We start from the raw sequence: 19,797 nt of genomic DNA on the forward strand, positions 1-19,797 counted from the left end.
TGTCTGCAAAATAAAGATTTTTGAATATTTTATCACAAAGATTATGATTTTTCACGCGTTAAAGTTCAAGTTTAAGAATTTTTGTAAAAGTTTCGCCTGCATAGTTTCGCACTTGTCTGTCAAAACGGTCTGTCATGAAATTTGAAAGAATCTGTTTTCCCTGGCGGTAGAGCGCCGGTCTGCCCGTAAAGGCAACGATTTTGTAAGTTGAATCGCACAGAAGCTTTGCAAGCTTTACATCTTTTTTTTGAAGTTTTTTTTCTATAACAATTTCGTAGGCCTTTAAAATCTGTCCGCTTTCGTCATAGCCAAGATTTGCAGAATTCTGAACCAAAATGTTTAGCAAAAAAGGATCTTCTTCAAGTTCAAGAAAATTTGCAAAATCTGAAACAAAAATGTTTGATTCGGTATAGCTCATTGCCTCTAGAAATTTCTGTGTATAAATAGGGTTGCTTGAATAAAACGACTTGTCTTCGTGCGGATTTCTGTTTTTTTCAAGAAGCTCGGAAAGATAGGACTGTGAAAGTTCCTGAAGTTCTTCGGTCATAGTTTTTTCTTTTTGAAAGAAATCTTTTTTTTGAAAGGCTGCCTGAATTTCTTCAATTCGCGAAAGCGGAACCGGAGAATAAACTATTCCGTCAAAACTCTGAATATTTTTTGAAGGAACTGTATATGTTTTTTTTGTCTGGCTCACGATTTTTTTGTTTCCGACGCTCTGGGACATGACAAAAGCATTTAAAACCCAGTTTTTCATGCACAAAAAAAGTTGGTTTGAACTTGTATATGTGACGAAATTCCATGTTGCTTTAGAAGGCAGTTTTGCTTCCCAAAAAATGTTTCCGCTTTCGTCAAATTCAATTGCTTTAAAGCTGCTGCTTATAAAAAATCCTCTGGCTGTCGGCCGCAAAAAAACTGCATCAAAAAGGCTCATAATTCCGCCGGAAAATTCAGAAATAAGGCGGCCGGTTGAATTTTCTACGGTTTTAATTTTTAGTTCTGTGCCTTTGTTATAAAGAAGCGCGGAAGTTTTTTGACCGCAGATTATTTTTTTTACTGGTGAATTTTGGGTTTCGCCTTTTAAAACCCATTTTGAAACAGAATTTGTTTTGCTTTCTGCAAAAAGTCCTGCGGAGCCGTCTTCAAACGCCATTAAAATTCCGTCGGAACAGGATGATTTTGCTGAAATTTTGCCTGCAAAAGTGATTTCTTCCAAAACTTCTCCAAATGGACTGAGCCTGAAACCGTGTGTTTTTCCGTCGTCTGTCTGATCAAAGAAGAAAACAAGGCTTCCGTCTGGGAGCTCGCTTGTCGAAAAAACAGCATTTTCTTTCAGCTCAAGTTTCCATTTTTGGCTTCCTTTTAATCCGTAGCAGGCAATATTTTTTTTGCCTTGTACAAAAATTCTTCCATCACGTCCAACAAAGGGATTCTGTGTTATTTCAAAACCGCAGTCTACGCTCCAAAGAAAAGTTCCGCCTGGATTTATAAAGTTTAAGACGGATTTATCCGTAACTGCAATTAAAAAATCGTTCCATGAAGAAAAAAATCTTTCGCTTTTGCCTTTTATGCTTTTTTGCCAGAGAATTACGCCTTTTTGGGTAAAGGCGCTTATTATTCTGCCGTCCGTTACTGCTGCAAAACCATAGGAAGTTTCGACCGGAGGAGCGACAATTTCGCCTCCAATAACAGTTTGCCAGGACGGAGTCAATGTTGACAAATCTGTTTGATAAAGCGCGGTCTGCGAAAAAAACTTTTCTGAAGAAAATATAATCAGAAAAAGAAAAATGCTTATTTTTTTTGACGATTTTTTTTTATTCATATTTATTTTATCAGCCGGATTAAACAAACTCAAAATATGCAAGGCTTTCTATATGGGAAGTCTGCGGATAAAAGTCGAGCAGGTAGAGTTTTGTCAGTTTGTAGCCGGATTTTATCAAATAAGATGCGTCGCGTGCCTGTGTTGCCGGATCGCAGGAAATGCTTCTTATTTGGGCTGTCTTGTTTTTGCAAAGCCAGGAACATACATCTTTTTCCATTCCTGAGCGCGGCGGATCGATTACAACTGCGTCAAAAGGTCCGTTTTTTTCAAGAATCATCGGCGCGTTTTCTTTGACCCAGCGGCTTCCGCTCAAGCCGTAAGTTTCGTGCGCTTTTCCTGCCATGTTAACTTCTGCGTGGACAAGCGCGTCCCTGTTGTGCTCGACCAAGGTTGTCTTTTTAAAAATATCCGCAAGAAAAACCGAAAAAGTTCCAGCTCCGCAGTACATGTCAAGAACATTTTCTCCGCCCATATTGAACGTTACAGCCTTTATTGTTTTTTCGAGGACGTCCATATTCGACTGAAAAAATCCCTGCACATCAAATTCAATTTGTTTTCCTGAAATGCAGACAGTGCAGTTGTTTTTTGTGTCGGCCAGCGTGCCTGCAAAACGCCGCCTTACTTTGTTTTTTGCCTTTTTTCTTGATTTTCCGACTTGTTTTGAAGCCCAGAGCTCTTTTTTTGTTTCATCTGCAATTACAAGATGGTCGTATTCATTTTGCGCAGACGGAACAATTCTTTTGTCTCCAAAAAAATGAACTCGCCCTAAAGGTCTTTGTTCTTGTGTTACATTTTTAAGGTAAGAATTTATTTCGTCGGTTGCAATCGGGCAGAAGTCGAGCTTAAGAATATTGTTTGTCTGCTTTTCGTTAAATCCGCCGTCAGTAAGCTGGATTCTTGAACGGTAATTTGCCGGTTCTCCAGAGATCGTTTCAATTTCTGGAACTTTTATTCCTTCCCGTTCAAAACAGTCTGCAAGCATTTGTTTCCGTAGCTCGCGCTGAAAATCAATATCAATGTGCTGCATGTTGCAGCCGCCGCATTTTCCGTAAAGAGGGCAAAAAGGCAGCTGACGGTGAACTGAAGGCTCGATAACTTTTTCAATTTCTGCAATATCGTAATCGCGGAAAGTTTTTTTTATCGAAACTTCAATTTTTTCTCCTGGAATTGCGTACGGAATGAATACGTTTTTTCCGTTTGCTTTTGCAAGACAGCTTCCGCCAAAGACCATTTTTTCTGGAATTACAGTGATTTTTTCCATTTTTTAAGCTCAATTAGATTTTTGAGAAAATAAAGTTGCAGAAAGTTTTAATTCTATTCATGAACGAAGTTTCGATTCTGTCTTTTAAGAACCAAAGTTTTGGAACGTCAACTCCGCCGATTGCATAAAGAATCCAGTTGTCGCCGTCGCGGAAAACTGTAATGCATGAAACCATTTTTTTCGATTTTACCGCGGTAAATTTTTCGTGGTAAATCAGGTTTTCCATGTTCTTAAGTTCATAAAAATAAAAATTTTCATCTTTTGTTACGTTTATCTGTGAGTTGAATTTTCCGAAAAGCGACATTTCGAGAATGCAGTCAATCTGTTTATTTTTTTCTTCTTCGGTAATCTTTTTTATTTCGGCAGAAGAATACAGTTCGTACCATTTTTGCTGCCTGTCAGAAAAATAAGGAATTCCTACGTAATCACCGATGTTGCACAAAGCCGAGTCTATTTCTTCGATTAAATTTTCGTTTCCTTCGACTGGACGGATTTGAATTACTTCTGCAACAAAAGATGGATCAAGTTTTTTCATTGTTGCCAAAATTCTTGAAGAAGAATCGTTTTGCTTGACGCAAACGTCTTTCATTGAATTTATGTTTCTGATTAAAACTTCGCCGGTTTCGAGTTTTTGCTTTTCGTCAGAAGAAAGTTTTGAATTGAAAATTTCTGCCTGGACAGAAAATAAGGCGGCAAAGGCAAAAATTGTTCTAAAAAGAAAAGATTTTTTCATAAGGCTCCCATAAAATCATCGCTGGTACGGCGCATGCTTCTTCTTGCGAATATAACAAAAAACTTCATTTTTCTCAATAAGTTACAAAATTCTTGTGTTTTGTGCTATAATGCTTCCACTATGATAGCTCCAAAAATAAAAGAAACAATAAATTCAAAAGGCGCCTCTGTAATAAGAAAAATGTTTGAGGAAGGAATTCTTCTAAAAAAAAAGTATGGCGATGACAACGTTTTTGATTTTTCGCTCGGAAATCCTGATTTGGATCCTCCAAAAGAAGTTGTTGATGCAATTTTAGAAGTTGCAAAAGACACAACGCATGGCTGCCACGGCTATATGCCAAATGCCGGCTATCCTGAGACAAGGCTTGCAATGGCAGAAAAGGTGAGTGGCGAACAGACTGTTAAACTCGAAGAAAAAAATATCGTAATGACTGTGGGAGCGGCGAGCGCTCTAAACTGCGTTTTTAAGTCGATTTTAAGTTTGGGCGATGAAGTGATTGTTCCTGCTCCTTTTTTTGCGGAATACAGGCACTATGTCGCAAATTTCGGCGGAAAATTGATTGAAGTTCCTTCAAAATCTGATTTTTCGCTTGATGTTCCTGCAATCGAAAAAATGCTTTCTCTAAAAACCGCGGCTGTTTTAATCAATACACCGAATAATCCGACCGGGAAAATTTATTCTGAAAGCGATATTGAAGAACTTGCGGCCGCTCTTAAAAAACATGGAAATTCTTGCGGAAGAATGCCTTGTCTTATCTGCGATGAGCCTTATCGTGCGATTGTTTATGATGGAGCAAAAGTTCCGCCGGTATTTCCAAAGTACGAAAACGCTGTAGTTGTTTCAAGTTTCGCAAAAGACCTTTCGATTCCAGGCGAGAGAATCGGATATATTGCTGTAAATCCAAAATGTGAGGATTCTGATGAATTTATTTCTGCCTGCACTTTCTGCCTCCGCACTTTAGGCTGTGTAAATGCGCCTGCGTTTTTTCAGAAAGTTGTTGCAAAATCATGGAATGCAAAAGTCGATTATTCTTCTTATGCCCGTCGTCGCGACCTTTTAATGGCAATTTTGGACAAGGCTGGATTTGAATATTGCCGTCCTCAGGGAGCGTTCTATCTTTTTGTAAAAGTTCCTTCCCGATGGAATGATGACGATAGCGCATTCTGCGATTATTTAAAAAAATTTTTTATTTTGAGTGCTCCAGGAAACGGTTTTGGAAAAAAAGGCTATTTCCGTCTTGCATATTGCGTAAGCGAAAAAACTATTGTCAATTCTGAAAAAGCCTTTATCGCAGCGGCTAAATAGGAGACAAGATAAAAACAGACGAAAATGGCGTCTGTTTTTATCTTTAAAAGTTTGAGTTGCAAATTTTCTTATTATGGGAGATGTGAAAATGAAAATCTTAATGGTAAGTGCAGAAGCGGTTCCTTTTGCAAAAACTGGCGGACTGGCAGACGCTGTTTCGGCTCTTGCAGGCAGTTTGAGCAAACTCGGCCACGATGTAAAAATCGTAATGCCGCGCTACTATAAAATCGACCGAAAAAAACTTCAAAAGCTCGAAGGTCCTCTCGGAGTTCCAGTCGGAACAGGCCAGGAATGGACAGCAGTCTATACGACAACTCTTCCTGGTTTTGAAAAAGTAAACGTGTATTTTCTGGACCATGAAAACTGTTTTGGGCGCGATGGAGTTTATGGAACAAAGTCCGAGCCTGATTTTTTTGACAACCCGTATCGGTTCAGCCTTTTGTGCCACGGCGCTCTTCAGGTTTGCAACAAATTGGGATGGTTTCCGGATATTGTCCATGCCCACGACTGGTCGGCAGCCCTCGCTCCAGTTCTTGTAAAGCATGTTTGCCGTACACAGGAAGCATTTAAAAAAACAGCGTCTGTCTTTACGATTCATAATATGGGCTATCAGGGTGTTTACGGAAAAGACAAATTCAACGATTTAGGAATTGACTGGAATCTTTACTATGGGGCAGGATTTGAACGAAACGGCGCAATTAACTTTTTGCAGGCCGGAATTTCTTCTGCCGACATGGTAACGACAGTAAGTCCGACATATGCGCGCGAAATCCAGACTCCAGAAGGCGGATTTGGGCTTGACGGCTTGTTGCGCGTCAGAAGCGATGTTGTGAAGGGTATTGTAAATGGAGTTGATACAGAAATTTGGAATCCTGAAAAAGATGCCGCTCTTCCTGCGAATTTTTCTTCAAAGGATATGTCCGGAAAAGCCGAATGTAAAAAAGCCCTGCAGCAGTATTTTGGACTTCCAGAAAGGGATGATGTTCCTGTAATTGCCATGATTGGCCGCCTTGTAAGCCAAAAGGGGATTGCAGAAGTTATTGCGCCAAATTACGGATGCTTGTGGGGAATTTGTAGATCCTTAGATGTCCAGGTCGTTCTTTTGGGAAGCGGTGAGCGCTGGGCAGAAGACGAAATCAATTCGCTTCAGGGAAAACTTCCAAATTTCCGTGCAAAAATTGGTTACAACGAAAAACTCAGCCATTTAATCGAAGCCGGGGCCGATTTTTTTCTCATGCCAAGCCAGTACGAGCCTTGCGGGCTTAATCAGCTTTACTCAGAGCTTTACGGAACTCTTCCAATTGTTCGTCGCACGGGCGGTCTTGCGGATACTGTCCAAAATTACAATGAGCAGACTGGTGAAGGAACTGGCTTTATGTTCGATAATCTTACTCCGCAGGCAGTTTATGACACTGTAGGCTGGGCGGTTTATGCTTATTACAACAAAAAAGATCACATCAGGCAAATGCAAAAACGTGCAATGGAGCAGGACTTTACGTGGACAAAAAGCTGCCGTCAGTATGAGAAAGTCTACAAAGAAGCGCTTTTGCGCGGCTGTGGAATAAAACTTTAAATTTTTTTTGAGGAAAGCGCATTCCCTGCCCGCGTCCGGCTCTTTCTGCAAGTCCTCGGAACCGGCAAAATGCCGGTTCCTGCGGTCTTTCCGTGACGATCCGGGCTAGAATTTTTCTTCCAAATAAAAGACTATTTTTCGCGCCTTTCTGTTAATTCAGAGAGGCTTTTTTATTAAAATTCAAACCATTCGCCGTTTATGGTCAGATACCAGTCGGCAATAACTGCATTCATATCAGGATTGTACCAGCTTACAGAACCGTCTTTGTTCAAAACAACAAGCCTAGTTCTGTTTTTTGCAATTTTTACAGGCAGGGAGGCAGATCGTTTGTATTCAAAATTTCGCTTTGCCATTAGGTTATAGGAGCGAATTCTTGATTTGCCCATGTTCGTGTATAAAACAGGATAAGACAGGTAACAGATTGCATTCGGATCTTCTGAATGTTCTTCAAGCAAGTGCTTTGAATATTTTGTTTCCGGATTATAAGAAAAAACAGATGTAAGAGGTCTGTTCTGTGAGTCAGTTCCGATTATAATTCCGTAGATTTCCGGTTTTGCAACAGAAGGGTCGAAAGAAAGCGCGTATGCTACGTTTCCTTTCAAATTAAGTGGAACAGTTTCTTTAGTTTTTGTATTTACGTATAAAAGCGGAACTGCCGGAGTTGTTGCAGAAGTCTTTGCTACATAAAGGTCTGTTTCGTTATAAAGGAGCGCGTCTTGAATTCCTGCTCCATTGTAAAGGTTTTCCTTTGTCTTTGATTCTATCGAATAGCGGTTTACAGTAGAGCTTCCTTCTATTGATAAAAGATAATTTCCGTAGAGCTTTAAAGATTTTAGATTATTTTCCGGAGTAAAGATTGCAGAAGCCGTTCCTGTTGTAAAATCAAAAAACTGAACTGCTTTTCTTGAATCTTTTGTCCAAAGAATTACGCCAGCTTCGTTGTAAGAGATTATATTCGTATGTCCGGGATTGGTTCCCTTTAAGTCTACAGCGCCGTTGTCGTAAGAAGAAAGAACGATTGATGAAGGCGTCAGAAAATAAAAATTTTCTCCGGCAGAGGCTACATCGTATATATGATTATACATGTTGTCGCTCATAGACTGAAGAACATCGACGCGTTCGGCAATCGAGTTGTCGAATTTATACAGATTTCCCTGGTTTGTTCCGGCAAATATTGTTCCAGAAGCTGTAATATCTGCGCAGACGATAGATTCATCGTTTTTTAAACCGGTAAATGTCCGGATAAGCTGTGGGGCAATTACATCTTTATTTCTGTCGTTTTTTATAAGGTACATTTTAAATTGTCTTTTTTCATTTACAATGTAATAAAGATTTTCATAACTGTTTGAACTGAAAATAACAGGCTCTTTTCCCGCAATTGAAAATTTTTCAAGTGTTTTTCCTGTTACTGCCTGAATTACATAGATGCTTCCGTCTTTATATCCTGCAAGAAAAACATTGTTGTTGAACATGCAAGCCTGGCTTAAACCTGGTTCTGTAGAAAATTTCGCCTTTTTTTCGCCGTTGCGTATATTGTAATAGCTTAAAGAGCCTGTCGGAGAATATGCGACGGCCGAATTTTCAGAATTGCTAGTTATAACCATGCTCACAGGTCCTGTGCTTTCCTTTAGTTTTTTTGAAGTGATTGTGTTGTTCTGCGTATTTAAAAAATAAGTTCCTTTTGCGCTTGCAGTTCCGCACAAAACGTAAGTTCCTTTCGCAGAATAAGAAAGAGAAGTGATTGGTGTTCCGAATGTAAATGCGCATTTTCTTGTAAGGGTTTTAAAATTCCATACGCTTACCATATTTGTTGCGGCGCCGTCCGTTTCGTAAATTGCAATATCGTTTCCGTTCGGACTTCTTGCAACCATTTTTATTGCAAGGTCTGTAACCTGATAGTGTTCACCCAAAGAATCTTCTGTCCATTTAATTATAAAACCGTCTTGTCCGACGCTAAAGACTGTATTTTGTTCACTTTCGGAAGCTTCTAGGACAGCAAGCCCTGTAACTGTAGAGTCATGCGCCTGGGTCGAAACATGGCTCTGCGCAAAAATTAATGCCCCGGCAAAAAAAGTGAATAAAATTGAAACGCAAATTCTTTTGTTTTTCATCGAAATCCTCAAAATTTTCTTAGGTTTATCTTGCAGTTCTCATAAAATAATTGAAGTCGCCTATAACCGCAATTACAAATAAAAAAGCAATAAAGGCAAGTCCAACATATTGTACACGATAACGAACTTTTGGTGAAATACGGATACGGAAAATTGCTTCTATGAGCGAGAAAAAAATCAATCCGCCGTCCAAAACTGGAATTGGCAAAAGGTTCATTATAAAAAGCGAAATGCTGATTAATGCGACAAAATTCAAAACGGAGGAAAGGCCTGTCCTAAAACCGGCGGAAAAACTTTCTTTTACTGTTTCTCCAAGCATTGTCGTAATTGAGGCAGGTCCGCTTACTGCCTGCGTAATTTTTACGCCTTTAAAAAGACTTGCAATTCCCGTCAAAGATGCCCTGAAAATTTTCCATGTTTCTTTTCCGCCTTGAACAATCGCTCCAAAAAATCCATAGCGTTTTGCTTCTCTCTTGGCGCTTGTTTCAGGCATGCTTATTACGCCGATTTTTCCTGCGCCGGTTTGTCTGTCAAGTTGTGAATGAACCAAAAAATCCATTTGAATTCCGTTTCTCAAGACTTTGACTTTTAAATCCTCATCGGGATGAGTTGCAACAAACTCGTAAAGTTCAGAAAAATCGTTTATTTTTTCAGAATTAATTTGAGTTATTTCATCTCCGCTGCAAAGACCTGCTTCGGCGGCCGGAGAAACAATTTCCGGATAAACTTCATTTGCCAGAGTAATTTTGCTGGAAGCAGACCAATATGTAAAACCTACAAGGGCAACAATAAAAAATGAAAAAAAAGTCAGAAGAAGGTTTGCCAGAGGACCTGCAAAAGCGATTGCCGCACGTTTTAATGGCGAAACTCCGTAAAACGAGTCTTTGTCATATTCAACAAAATCACAAGAAGAATTCTCGTCCGAAAAATCATTTTCGCCTTTCATTGAGCAATATCCGCCGAGAGGCAAAAGCGAGATCCTCCAGTCTATGTTTTTAATTTTTTTGTGTAAAAGTACAGGACCCATTCCGATCGAAAACGCTTCGACCTTAACTCCGCACAAGATTGCAGCCAAAAAATGACCGCCTTCATGCAGAAAAACAATAACTCCAAGAATTATAAGACCATAAACTATTTTTAACAGCATTTTTTATACCAGTTTTTTTGCAATTAAACGTGCCATGCTGTCTGCTTCAAAAATATCCTTTGTGTCGCGGACAGGACTGTTCCATTCATCTTCATTTTCCATAACTTTTTCAACAATCTTTGCAATTTTTTCAAAACGGATTTTCCCGTCAATAAATGCCCAGGCTGCTATTTCATTTGCCGCATTAAAAGCAATCGGATGACTGTTGTCTTTTTCTGCCGCCTTAAATGCAAGCTTTAAAAGAGGAAAATCGTCCATTCTTGGTTTTTCGAAAGTTAAGGTTCTTGAACTTGTTGCAGTGTCTGTAAGGTCAAAAGGTTTCATAAAATTATGCTTTACTTCCGGCCAGTCAAGCGCCTGAATAATCGGATGCTTCATGTCCGGCTCGCTTAACTGGGCATAAACAATTCCATCGTTTGTTCTTACAAGAGAGTGAATTATGCTTTCCGGATGGACAACTACTTCTATCTGCTTTGTGTCAAATCCAAAGAGCCGTTTTGCTTCAATAACTTCAAGCCCCTTGTTTCCCAATGTTGCAGAGTCAACTGTAATTTTTGTTCCCATGTTCCAGGTCGGATGTTTTAGCGCGTCTTTTAGAGTTGCATTTGCAATTTTTTCAGATGGCCATGTTCTAAAAGGTCCTCCGCTTGCAGTAATTATAAGTTGTCCTACATTTTTAGAGCCGCCACAATTGTTAAGAAGGGTAAAAATTGCCGAGTGTTCGCTGTCTACCGGAAGAATCCTGCTGCCGCTTTTTTTTGCCATTTCAAAAATAACAGGACCTGCCATGACGACAGATTCTTTGTTGGCAAGAGCAAGGTCAATTCCAGCTTCTAAAACCAAAATACTTGGAACAAGCCCTGCGCTTCCTGCAATTCCGTTTACGACAATATCAGGTTTTGTTTTTTCTATGAGTTTTTTTATTCCTTCTGTTCCTTCCTCGCTTGTCAGCGAATATGAACATTCAAAAAAATTTGCAATCTCTTCGAGCTTTTCTTTGTTTTTGTTTGCTGTAAGACCGCAACAGTCAAAACGGTCTTTATGATTTTTTAAAATATCGATAGTGCTTGTTCCGATTGAACCTGTGCAGCCTAAGACGAGAATTTTTTTCATATTCCTTCCTTCAAAATTATCTGAAAAAGCAGACAAAAGTCCTTTTTATTGCAAAAGGGCAGGGTAAATATGCGTAATTGTAAAATAGAATACAGGAGCTGAAAAAACGATGCTGTCAATTGAATCGAGAATTCCGCCACGGCCAGGAATTATTGAACCTGAATCCTTGCAGTCTGCAGAGCGTTTTAGAACAGATTCAACCAAATCTCCAAGAATTGAAGTGATTGAAATTAAAGCGCCTAAAAGAACCAATTTTGCGGCAGAACCTGTAAAAATGTTTTTCCACAAGAACCAGCTCAAAATTCCGCTCAAAATTGAACCAAAAATTCCGCCGCAGAAGCCGGCAATGCTTTTATTTGGACTTGCTTTTATAAAGCCCTTGTTGTTTTTGCCAAAAAGCACGCCAAAAAACCATGCCAAAGAGTCGCAAAAGAATACCATTGTCAAAAACATGATCAAAACTGGGCGTGAATGTTTAAGAAATGTCATGCGTGTTAAAAAAGTCAGCAAATATCCGGCGTACGTAATAATTGAAATCGATGTAATTATATGGCTGTTTGAATTTTCAAAAGTCTTGTTCAAAATAACTTCGACTGCAAGACTTATTAAAATTGCGAGCACAAATACAAAATCAACATAAGAAATGTCAAATTCAAAAACTGCGCGCAAAAGCATTGCAAGATCTATAACTCCTGCAAGAATTATTACAAGCAGTTTGTTCTGTAATTTAAAATTATGGCCAAGAATATGATAAAATTCGCAGGCTGCAACAACCGAAACCGCTGTCACAACAATATGGATTGCAAGGTGATTCATCTGATTCAACAGAATCAGCATGATTATAAGAGGTACTCCTATAAAAAAAATTCCAAGTCTCGAAACGACTTTACGATTCATAAATTCCCCTGTTTACTTTTGATCTGGAACTGCGCCAAATCTTCTATTACGTTTTTGAAATTTGATTATATCTTCTATAAATTCATTTTCTGTGTAATCGGGCCAAAGCGTGTCGGTAAAAAGAAATTCTGCATAAGCACATTGCCAAAGCAGAAAATTGCTGAGCCGTTCTTCGCCACCTGTTCTAATCATTAGATCAACATCTGGCAGAGCTTTTATATCCAGAGAATCTGAAATAAGTTTTTCTGTAATATCTTCTGGTTTTACGTTATTTTCTACAAGTTTTTTTATTCCGCGGACAATCTCATCGCGGCTGCCATAATTTATGGCTAGAACACAGGTTGTTCCTGTAAAATGTTCTGTATCTTTTTTTGCATTTAGAATTTCTTTTTGAACATCTTTTGGGAGTCCGCTTAAATCGCCAATGTGCTCAATTTTAATGCCATTGTCTTTATAAAACTGGAATTCTGCACGAAGATGGCCTTTTATGAGAGTCATAAGATAGCCGACTTCTTCCTGCGTCCTCTTCCAGTTTTCTGTTGAGAAAGTATATAAAGTTATATATTTTATTCCCAAAGATGCGGCTTGAGCTACTATTCTTTTTGCAGAATTCAAGCCTTCCTTATGGCCTTGAGAGCGTGCTAAACCTCTTTGTTTTGCCCAGCGTCCGTTTCCATCCATGATTATTGCGACATGAGCTGGAAGTCCGCCGGCTTTAATTTCTTCAATATTCATCAGAATTTTGAGCTGCTAAAAATTAAGCAAGAATTTCCTTTTCCTTTGCATCGCAGACTGTCTGAATTTCAGCAATATATTTGTCAGTGAGCTTCTGAAGATCGTCAGTTTCTTTTTTGAGCTGATCTTCTGTGATTTCTCCGGCTTTCTGCTGTTTCTTCAAATCATCATTTCCATCGCGGCGAACATTGCGGATTGTCGTTTTGTAGTTTTCTGCCATTGATTTTGCCTGCTTTACCAGTTCTTTTCTGCGGTCGGCAGTCAATGCAGGAATTGATATGCGGATTACTTTTCCATCGTTTGAAGGATTTAATCCAAGGTCTGCAACTAAAATTGCTTTTTCAATATCAGAAATAAGGCTTTTATCAAATGGAGAAATTACAACAGTGCGGGCTTCTGGAATTGAAATCTGAGCAACCTGATTGAGAGGTGATTTCTGTCCGTAATAATCTACACGAACTTTGTCAAACATAGCGGCAGAAGCACGACCCGTGCGGATTGTGTTCATTTCGTTTTTAATTCCTTCAAGCGTTTTTTCCATTTTTGCTTTAGCGTCAAATGCCATAGTGATTTCTCCCATAAAACCGCAGTTGCGGCATGCCAAACAGGCACGAATCCATATTTTAGTTGATAAAACTAAAAGCGGTTAGAAAAATCCAACCGCTTTTAATCAGTAAAAATTATTTACCGAGAACGAAAAGAACAATCTTTCCAAATGAAAGTTTTGCACCAACTGCCTTTCCAACTTCTTCAAGTTTTTTAGCAACTGTAACTTTGTCGTCCTTTACGAAAGGCTGGTCAACGAAACAGCTTTCTGCAAGAAGCTTGTTGATTTTTCCGTTAAGGATGCCGTCTTTTACATTCTGTGGTTTTGAAGCCATTTTTTCATCAGCGTTCATCTGTGCGGCAAAAATTTCTTTCTGCTCGTCGATGTAACTCTGTGGTACTTCATCTTTTGTGATGTAAGTAGGTGTAAATGCCGCAAGATGAAGGCAGCAGTCTTTTGCGAATGCTTTTACTTCGTCAGATGTTGAGCCTTCAACAACTACAATCGCACCTGTTTTTTTGTCTGAGTGAACATAAGTTCCAGCAACAGCATTTGCTCCAACTTCGACGAAAGCAGAACGGCGTACAGCCATGTTTTCGCGGAATTTAATAGCAATTGTGTCGATGATTGCTTTATGCTCAGCTGTGATTTCATCTGTTCCTGCTGCAAGAGTGATTTCTGCAGCTTTGTCAGCAGTTGCGCCAAAATCAGCATTGTTTGCTACAAAGTCAGTTTCACAAGTAACTTCAACCATAGCAATTTTGTTGCCTTCCTGTTTGATGACGATACGTCCTTCTCCAGTTGCACGGTCAGAACGTTTTGCCATGGCGGCAAGACCTTTTTCTTTTAAGATTTTTTCAGCTTCTGCGATACTTCCATTTGCATCCTGGAGAGCTTTTTTGCAGTCCAGCATACCTGCTCCTGTTGATTCGCGGAGAGCTTTTACATCAGCAGCTGTAAATGATGCCATTTGTATTCCCCTGATTATTTGTCAAATTTTTCAGCGAGATCTTCATCATCGCTGTCGTCGTCAGCAACATCTTCTTCTTTTGGCTCAGTAGGAGTGTAGTTGCTGTAGTCTGCGATTTCTTCATCGTCTTTTTTTGTTGAAGCGTCTGTAACGATTTCTTCATCGTCGTTAAGAGTTTCAATAATTTTAAGACCTTCCTCGTTGTTTGCTTCTACAACTGCGTTTGCAATGATAGAAGTGAAGAGAGAAATTGCGCGGATTGCGTCATCGTTTCCTGGAATAGGGTAGTCGATTCCTTCTGGGTTACAGTTTGTGTCAACAACTGCAACGATAGGAATACCCATGCGGTGGGCTTCTGCAACAGCAATCTGTTCTTTGTGTGTATCGATGATGAAAAGAATTCCTGGGAGTTCTTTCATTTCTTTGATGCCACCAAGGTTTTTTGAAAGCTTTTCTTTTTCTTTGAGAAGATTTGCAACTTCTTTTTTTGTAAGATTGTCAAATGTGCCGTCTATTTCCATCTTTTCGATTTTCTTGAGGCGCTGAAGTGACTTTTTGATTGTAGAGAAGTTTGTAAGCATACCACCAAGCCAGCGGTTGTTTACATAGTACATTCCGCAGCGTTCAGCTTCTTTCTGAACTGCCTGCTGTGCCTGTTTTTTTGTACCAACGAAAAGAACAGACTTTCCTGAAGTTACAACTTTGCGAACAGCTTCATAGCTGTCTTTGATAGCACCGATTGTTTTCTGCAAATCGATGATATGGATACCATTGCGCTGTGCGAAGATATATTTCTTCATGCGTGGATCCCAACGCTTAACCTGGTGACCGAAATGTACACCTGATTCAAGCAAACTCTTCATGGTTACAACTGCCATAAAGTGTCTCCTTCACCGGAAAAAAAAGCATTCATGCTTTGATGAATTTTTTTCCACCGAACTCTTTTTCTCGAGGCGCATAATAATGCGTCCGGAAGATTTACGAGCCTGCGAATAAATACCTACGGTCCGTTCGCAAGTCCCGGCAGATTATTCGAAAATTGAATAATTCTGTTCTTTCAATATATCATAAAGTTCAAAGACAGGCAATCCCATAACACAGCTGTTTGTGCCATCGATTTTAGAGATAAAGCAGCTTGCAAGACCTTGAATTCTGTAACCTCCGGCTGCTCCATGCCATTCGCCTGTGCTTATATACCATTTTATTTCTTCGTCAGTCATCCTTGAAAAAGTTACTTTTGTGATTGATGTACGGTTGCTCATGTAGTGCAGCTCGCTGTTAAAAAGCGAAATTCCTGTAATAACTTTATGCGTAGAACCTTGAAGGCTTTTTAAGTATTCAAAGGCTTGTTCTTGATTTTCCGGTTTTCCTAGGATTTTTTTATTTTTTACAATTACGGTGTCTGCTCCTAAAATCCATGGATACTCAATTCCTGCCGGAGCGGCCCTTATGACTGCGTCTACTTTTCTTGTTGCGAGAAATTCGGGAATCTGTTCAATTTCAATATCATCAGGATATTCTTCCTTGCAGTTTGGAATTATGACCTGATAAGGAATGTTCATAAGTTTTAAAATTTCCTGTCGTCTTGGTGAAGAAGATGCTAGAATTATAGGCTGCATAAGATACCTCCAGGTTTATAAATGGGCTGTGCAGGTTATTGTGTTGACAATTTTGAATGAAATCAATATCTTTTGTTCTTGTATTTCTAAAAAAAGACTGAGGAATTAGCTCAACTGGATAGAGCGTCGGCCTCCGGAGCCGAAGGTTGCGTGTTCAAATCACGTATTCCTCAAAAATATGGTAAACTGAATAAAAAAAAGAGAGGCTTTTCAATTTTTTTTGATGGCCTCTCTTTTTTTTCTTGATTATTTTGCGTTGTTATTTTTCTTGTCTGATGACGAAGGAGCGCCCTGTAAAGTCTTTAGCAATTCATGGGCACGGGTACGAACTGGAGTTACGTAGCGATAGTTTGTGGCAATCTGGCCTACAGCCTGAATCATAGGACCTTTGTTCTGAACTGAATCTGCTATTTTTTCATAGGCAATCAAAACCTCAAGAGCCAATGAAGAAGTCGGGTTTAAAACTGCGTTTTTCTTCTGAGCCCAGGCGATTGTTTCAGAAACTTCATCGTTGTCGTTGATTCCAATGTCTCCAAGGGCACGGATTGCAGCTGTTATTACCATAGGTTCATTGTCTGCAAGAGCAACCTTTACAAGCGCATTTTTTGATTCTTCTGTTTTTACATTTGCCAGAATATCGCAAGCTTTTGCGCGAATGTCTGGAAAGTTGTTCATAAGTCGTCCGTTTGTCCGTGACTGGCTTGCAATTCCTTCCCCTGCAAGACCGTCAAGAGCTTTCATCATATCAGGAGTTGTGCGTCCTTCGTTTACTGCGTTTTCAAGATATTGAAGAGCTACGAGCTTGTTGTCCCTTTCTTCTGATGTTGCAAGTTCTGTGATTACAACGTCTTCGATGCTGCTAAGGTATTCGCTTTCAACGTTTGATTCGTTGTCTGCGCTTGTCTGTGCGCTGACTGTAAAAACGAAGGCAGTAAGAATTGCAGCTGCTGCATATTTTATAGATTTCATTAGATCCCCCTTGGACTTATTCTAGTAATCGGCACTTTTTATACAAACGTTTAAAATTATAGTTGAATGATTTACAAAAATCAATAAAAGTTATTTTTTCTTTGAAAAAAGACAGTGCCTGCTATCCGTCAATTTCCGGCAGGTGCAACTGCCAATGACCACCGATTTTATTGAAATAATAGTAAACTGTGTATTTTTCTTCAGTTTCGGAGGAGGCTTGGTTTGTAACCTGAACGGCCTTTATGTAATTTTCGGATTCGTAGCGTATAGTTGTGATGTTTCGTCCAGCTCTTGAAGGTACGAATACGTATTTGAAATAATCCTGTAGAGTTCTGAGTTGAAGTCCTTTTATAGGCAGTTTGCCCTGGGCTTTTTTTAGATTTGCAGGTTTTGACCAATAAGCTTTTGACTCGTTGTCCACATACAAAAGCCAGGACTGATAGTCAAAATCTGACATAATCGTTTTTAAAATCTCGATAGTACGGAGAATTTCTGCTTTATCTGATTCAAATGTGTCTTTTGAAACAGTAAGTTTTCCGACAGATTTGTGATATTCGTCTTTTTCAGGCGGAATTTCTTTTTTTTCTTCGATGACAGGCTTGTTTTCGTCTTTTGCTGGCTGCTGTTTTATTGGAGTTGAGCCGCAACCTGCTAGTACGAAAGAAAACGCCAAAATCGCTATCTTGGATAAATGTTTTTTTGCTCTCATAGAGAAGAATATACATCACTTGTCTGTTCGCGTCAAACGTGATAAAAAGAAAAGCATGAATATTGCAGTTTTTCCGGGGAGCTTTGATCCTCCGACTTATGGACATTTAAATGTAATAGAAAGGGCAAGCAAGCTCTTTGAAAAAATCGATGTCCTTGTTTCTGAAAATCCTGGCAAAAATAGCCTTTTTACTGCCGATGAGCGTGTGTTGATGCTTAAAACTTTGACAGAGCCTTATCATAATGTAGAAGTTCATAAATGGGACAGGCTTGTTGTTGAATATGCAAGAAAAATCGATGCAAAAGTTCTTGTTCGTGGAATAAGAAATGTAAATGATTTTTCGTACGAATTTGACCTTTCCCTTGTAAACCACAATTTAAATCCTGAAATTGAAACTCTTTTTATGCCGACGGAAACAAGATACGTAATAGTAAAATCTAGTTCGATAAAAGAGCTTGCCCAGTTTGGCGGAGATATAAGCGGAATGGTTCCTCCTGTGGTTTGCGAGGCGGTTTTAAAAAAATATCGGAAATAGCAGAGAATTTGAATGTTAAAATGACAAAAAATGTAATATTGTCATAAAAAATATTGACAAATGGAAAAATACAGGTATAATCCAATTGACATTCAGACAGGAACTGATATAACATTAAGTCTGTTATACAAGTAACAAAACATATAGTGAGGTTATATAAATGGCAGTACCTAGAGCGAAAACTTCGAAAGCACGGACACGCAGACGCCGTGGTGTTAATATGCATCTTGTTGCACCACAGATGGTAGAATGTGCGAACTGTGGCAACCTTGTTTTGCAGCATCATGTATGTCCAAAATGCGGTTTCTACCGTGGACGTCAGGTAATTAAACCAGAAGTTAAGTAGTCTGGATGAATTAACAATACGGAAAATTTTCAGTTTCTGAAAATTTAACTTAATTAATCACAGGAGATTAAAAATGGACGAATTGTTCAGCAAAATCCAGAAGCTTATCGCTGAAAAACTGGAAATCGATGAAAGCAAAATCACTTTGGATTCTTCTTTCCGTGGTGATCTCGGTGCAGACAGCCTTGATACTTACGAATTGGTTTATGCAATCGAAGAGGAGCTTGGCGTTAGCATTCCTGATGAAAAAGCAAACGAATTTGAAACAGTTCGTGATGCATACAACTTCATCAAAGCTGAAAAAGAATCTAAATAATTTTTCAGTTATAGTTTTTTATAAAACGAATGGACACAGGTTTGCTTAGCAGCCTGTGTTTATTTTTTTTATGGGGGGTGTTGTGTTTATTAAAAGAAAGATTCGTAATTCAAATATTTCAGAAGAAAGAAAAAAGGCTCTTTCTGAGTTTTGTAAAAGCCTTAATATAAAATTCAATAATCTGGAACTTTTAAATCTGGCTTTTCATCACCGTTCTTTTTCTAACGAAAACGCTTCAAGCAAGCATATAAATAATGAAAGGCTTGAGTTTCTTGGAGATTCTGTGCTTGGTATGGCAACTGCAACTTTTTTATATGAAGATATGTTTGAAAATCCAGAAGGAGATCTTTCTAAAATAAAGAGTGTTGTTGTTTCTGAAAAAACTCTTGCTCCGATTGCGAGAAAAATAGGTATAAACAAGATGCTTATTCTTGGAAAAGGCGAGGAGATGAGCGGAGGACGCGACAAGGACGCTATTCTTGCAGATTGTGTTGAAGCGATAATCGGAGCTTACTATCTTGACAGCGGTTTTGAAGCTGCTGAAGAACTTGTACTTGATCTTATTGTTCCTGAAATTCGAAAAGTCCAGCAGAACAAGGGTGAAAAAGATTACAAAACTCTTTTACAGGAATTTTACCAGAAAAAATCGAAACTATGTCCGGTTTATGAGCTTGTAAAAAAAACAGGTCCGGACCATGACAGGACTTTTTGGGTAAAGGTAAGTTTAAAGGACGAAGAGTTTGGTCCGTGCAGCGGAAAAAGCAAAAAGGCTGCGGAGCAAAATGCGGCAAAACTTGCGTGGGAGAAAGTTAAAAAAAATTAGAAATTTTCAAAATTTTTAAAAAACAGTATTGACACAAAATTCAATGCTTGGTATTATAAATACATAAGTTGTGCGGTAGTCATATAACGGCTCATTATCTCAGCCTTCCAAGCTGATGACGAGGGTTCGACTCCCTTCTACCGCTCTAAAAACTCCTGAGCACTTCAGGAGTTTTTTTTTTTATTTTAAATTAGTCTTTTGGTAAAAGCGGAAATTTTTGAATAGGCTTTTTGCATAAGTTTTTTCTTACGCCGGATGCGAAAGGCTTT

Annotated in this window: 20 protein-coding genes and 2 tRNA genes; 8 read left to right on the forward strand and 14 right to left on the reverse strand. The window is 39.0% G+C overall.

All coding sequences use genetic code 11. From position 1 onward, the window contains the following. Positions 1–58: 58 nt before the first annotated feature. Genes B4N75_RS01140 through B4N75_RS01150 form a run of 3 tightly spaced genes read right to left on the reverse strand, consistent with a single transcriptional unit; the run spans position 59 to position 3,813 of the window. Positions 59–1,819 (reverse strand): hypothetical protein, encoded by a 1,761-nt coding sequence (locus B4N75_RS01140; RefSeq protein ID WP_296668304.1) that lies wholly within the window; start codon positions 1,817–1,819, stop codon positions 59–61. A 19-nt stretch (positions 1,820–1,838) separates the two neighbouring features. Further along, entirely contained in the window at positions 1,839–3,080 is a 1,242-nt protein-coding gene (gene rlmD / locus B4N75_RS01145) for a 23S rRNA (uracil(1939)-C(5))-methyltransferase RlmD (RefSeq protein ID WP_296668302.1), read from the reverse strand. 13 nt (positions 3,081–3,093) lie between these two features. After that, entirely contained in the window at positions 3,094–3,813 is a 720-nt protein-coding gene (locus B4N75_RS01150) for a DUF6675 family protein (protein WP_296668300.1), read from the reverse strand. Positions 3,814–3,933: 120 nt separating this feature from the next. On the opposite strand from B4N75_RS01150, the gene B4N75_RS01155 reads away from it, so the two are divergent. Both B4N75_RS01155 and glgA read left to right on the forward strand, forming a co-directional pair. Then, the gene (locus tag B4N75_RS01155) at positions 3,934–5,118 is read left to right on the forward strand and encodes a pyridoxal phosphate-dependent aminotransferase (RefSeq protein WP_296706365.1); all 1,185 of its coding nucleotides are present in this window, start codon (positions 3,934–3,936) and stop codon (positions 5,116–5,118) included. Positions 5,119–5,206: 88 nt separating this feature from the next. Further along, positions 5,207–6,691 carry a glycogen synthase GlgA gene (glgA, locus tag B4N75_RS01160; RefSeq protein WP_296668298.1) on the forward strand — a complete coding sequence of 495 codons (1,485 nt, stop codon included), beginning with the start codon at positions 5,207–5,209 and terminating at the stop codon, positions 6,689–6,691. A gap of 173 nt (positions 6,692–6,864) precedes the next feature. Here the strand turns inward: glgA and B4N75_RS01165 are convergent, their stop codons facing one another. The 9 genes from B4N75_RS01165 to B4N75_RS01205 form a co-directional block, all read right to left on the reverse strand. After that, entirely contained in the window at positions 6,865–8,802 is a 1,938-nt protein-coding gene (locus tag B4N75_RS01165; RefSeq protein WP_296023639.1) for a hypothetical protein, read from the reverse strand. Between the two features lie 25 nt (positions 8,803–8,827). Further along, positions 8,828–9,949: a M50 family metallopeptidase gene (locus tag B4N75_RS01170; RefSeq protein WP_296706367.1), complete on the reverse strand. Its 1,122-nt coding sequence runs from the start codon at positions 9,947–9,949 to the stop codon at positions 8,828–8,830. A gap of 3 nt (positions 9,950–9,952) precedes the next feature. Next, complete coding sequence (gene dxr, locus B4N75_RS01175) at positions 9,953–11,062, reverse strand: 1-deoxy-D-xylulose-5-phosphate reductoisomerase (RefSeq protein ID WP_296668291.1); 1,110 nt, start codon at positions 11,060–11,062, stop codon at positions 9,953–9,955. Between the two features lie 45 nt (positions 11,063–11,107). Then, complete coding sequence (locus B4N75_RS01180) at positions 11,108–11,959, reverse strand: phosphatidate cytidylyltransferase (protein ID WP_296706368.1); 852 nt, start codon at positions 11,957–11,959, stop codon at positions 11,108–11,110. Between the two features lie 12 nt (positions 11,960–11,971). After that, on the reverse strand, positions 11,972–12,694 hold the full coding sequence (gene uppS, locus B4N75_RS01185; RefSeq protein ID WP_296668288.1) for a polyprenyl diphosphate synthase: 723 nt from the start codon (positions 12,692–12,694) through the stop codon (positions 11,972–11,974). Between the two features lie 22 nt (positions 12,695–12,716). Then, positions 12,717–13,259, reverse strand: coding sequence for a ribosome recycling factor (gene frr, locus B4N75_RS01190; RefSeq protein WP_078930016.1), 543 nt, complete (start codon positions 13,257–13,259; stop codon positions 12,717–12,719). Between the two features lie 115 nt (positions 13,260–13,374). Next, a complete protein-coding gene (tsf, locus tag B4N75_RS01195; RefSeq protein ID WP_296023662.1) occupies positions 13,375–14,211 on the reverse strand; it encodes a translation elongation factor Ts in 837 nt (278 codons plus the stop codon). Positions 14,212–14,225: 14 nt separating this feature from the next. Further along, the gene (gene rpsB, locus B4N75_RS01200) at positions 14,226–15,089 is read right to left on the reverse strand and encodes a 30S ribosomal protein S2 (protein WP_296023666.1); all 864 of its coding nucleotides are present in this window, start codon (positions 15,087–15,089) and stop codon (positions 14,226–14,228) included. 150 nt (positions 15,090–15,239) lie between these two features. Continuing rightward, complete coding sequence (locus B4N75_RS01205) at positions 15,240–15,830, reverse strand: Maf family protein (protein ID WP_296023668.1); 591 nt, start codon at positions 15,828–15,830, stop codon at positions 15,240–15,242. 99 nt (positions 15,831–15,929) lie between these two features. On the opposite strand from B4N75_RS01205, the gene B4N75_RS01210 reads away from it, so the two are divergent. Further along, positions 15,930–16,003 (forward strand) — tRNA-Arg (locus tag B4N75_RS01210). A gap of 73 nt (positions 16,004–16,076) precedes the next feature. Here the strand turns inward: B4N75_RS01210 and B4N75_RS01215 are convergent. Continuing rightward, entirely contained in the window at positions 16,077–16,799 is a 723-nt protein-coding gene (locus B4N75_RS01215) for a HEAT repeat domain-containing protein (protein ID WP_296668284.1), read from the reverse strand. Between the two features lie 121 nt (positions 16,800–16,920). Beyond that, entirely contained in the window at positions 16,921–17,472 is a 552-nt protein-coding gene (locus B4N75_RS01220; protein ID WP_296023673.1) for a hypothetical protein, read from the reverse strand. 91 nt (positions 17,473–17,563) lie between these two features. Here B4N75_RS01220 and coaD point away from each other — a divergent pair, with 91 nt between their 5' ends. The 5 genes from coaD (at position 17,564) to B4N75_RS01245 (ending at position 19,673) form a co-directional block, all read left to right on the forward strand. Then, positions 17,564–18,043, forward strand: a complete 480-nt coding sequence (gene coaD / locus B4N75_RS01225; RefSeq protein WP_296668282.1) for a pantetheine-phosphate adenylyltransferase — start codon at positions 17,564–17,566, stop codon at positions 18,041–18,043. A gap of 160 nt (positions 18,044–18,203) precedes the next feature. Next, positions 18,204–18,389, forward strand: a complete 186-nt coding sequence (rpmF, locus tag B4N75_RS01230; RefSeq protein WP_078930023.1) for a 50S ribosomal protein L32 — start codon at positions 18,204–18,206, stop codon at positions 18,387–18,389. Positions 18,390–18,462: 73 nt separating this feature from the next. After that, positions 18,463–18,705 (forward strand): acyl carrier protein, encoded by a 243-nt coding sequence (gene acpP / locus B4N75_RS01235; RefSeq protein WP_296023683.1) that lies wholly within the window; start codon positions 18,463–18,465, stop codon positions 18,703–18,705. An 82-nt stretch (positions 18,706–18,787) separates the two neighbouring features. Further along, a complete protein-coding gene (gene rnc, locus B4N75_RS01240) occupies positions 18,788–19,528 on the forward strand; it encodes a ribonuclease III (RefSeq protein WP_296023687.1) in 741 nt (246 codons plus the stop codon). A gap of 72 nt (positions 19,529–19,600) precedes the next feature. Further along, a tRNA-Gly gene (locus B4N75_RS01245) sits at positions 19,601–19,673 on the forward strand. Positions 19,674–19,797: the final 124 nt, after the last annotated feature.

This window comes from Treponema sp. UBA7570, assembly GCA_002477955.1.
GTDB lineage: Bacteria > Spirochaetota > Spirochaetia > Treponematales > Treponemataceae > Treponema_D.

Coding starts and splice junctions, on each gene's coding strand:
- B4N75_RS01165 (WP_296023639.1), bottom strand. CDS start 8,802: ATGAAAAACAAAAGAATTTGCGTTTCAATTTTATTCACTTTTTTTGCC.
- B4N75_RS01205 (WP_296023668.1), bottom strand. CDS start 15,830: ATGCAGCCTATAATTCTAGCATCTTCTTCACCAAGACGACAGGAAATT.
- coaD (WP_296668282.1), top strand. CDS start 17,564: ATGAATATTGCAGTTTTTCCGGGGAGCTTTGATCCTCCGACTTATGGA.
- glgA (WP_296668298.1), top strand. CDS start 5,207: ATGAAAATCTTAATGGTAAGTGCAGAAGCGGTTCCTTTTGCAAAAACT.
- B4N75_RS01150 (WP_296668300.1), bottom strand. CDS start 3,813: ATGAAAAAATCTTTTCTTTTTAGAACAATTTTTGCCTTTGCCGCCTTA.
- acpP (WP_296023683.1), top strand. CDS start 18,463: ATGGACGAATTGTTCAGCAAAATCCAGAAGCTTATCGCTGAAAAACTG.
- B4N75_RS01170 (WP_296706367.1), bottom strand. CDS start 9,949: ATGCTGTTAAAAATAGTTTATGGTCTTATAATTCTTGGAGTTATTGTT.
- B4N75_RS01180 (WP_296706368.1), bottom strand. CDS start 11,959: ATGAATCGTAAAGTCGTTTCGAGACTTGGAATTTTTTTTATAGGAGTA.
- rlmD (WP_296668302.1), bottom strand. CDS start 3,080: ATGGAAAAAATCACTGTAATTCCAGAAAAAATGGTCTTTGGCGGAAGC.
- tsf (WP_296023662.1), bottom strand. CDS start 14,211: ATGGCATCATTTACAGCTGCTGATGTAAAAGCTCTCCGCGAATCAACA.
- frr (WP_078930016.1), bottom strand. CDS start 13,259: ATGGCATTTGACGCTAAAGCAAAAATGGAAAAAACGCTTGAAGGAATT.
- rpsB (WP_296023666.1), bottom strand. CDS start 15,089: ATGGCAGTTGTAACCATGAAGAGTTTGCTTGAATCAGGTGTACATTTC.
- rpmF (WP_078930023.1), top strand. CDS start 18,204: ATGGCAGTACCTAGAGCGAAAACTTCGAAAGCACGGACACGCAGACGC.
- B4N75_RS01215 (WP_296668284.1), bottom strand. CDS start 16,799: ATGAAATCTATAAAATATGCAGCAGCTGCAATTCTTACTGCCTTCGTT.
- B4N75_RS01140 (WP_296668304.1), bottom strand. CDS start 1,819: ATGAATAAAAAAAAATCGTCAAAAAAAATAAGCATTTTTCTTTTTCTG.
- B4N75_RS01155 (WP_296706365.1), top strand. CDS start 3,934: ATGATAGCTCCAAAAATAAAAGAAACAATAAATTCAAAAGGCGCCTCT.
- uppS (WP_296668288.1), bottom strand. CDS start 12,694: ATGAATATTGAAGAAATTAAAGCCGGCGGACTTCCAGCTCATGTCGCA.
- dxr (WP_296668291.1), bottom strand. CDS start 11,062: ATGAAAAAAATTCTCGTCTTAGGCTGCACAGGTTCAATCGGAACAAGC.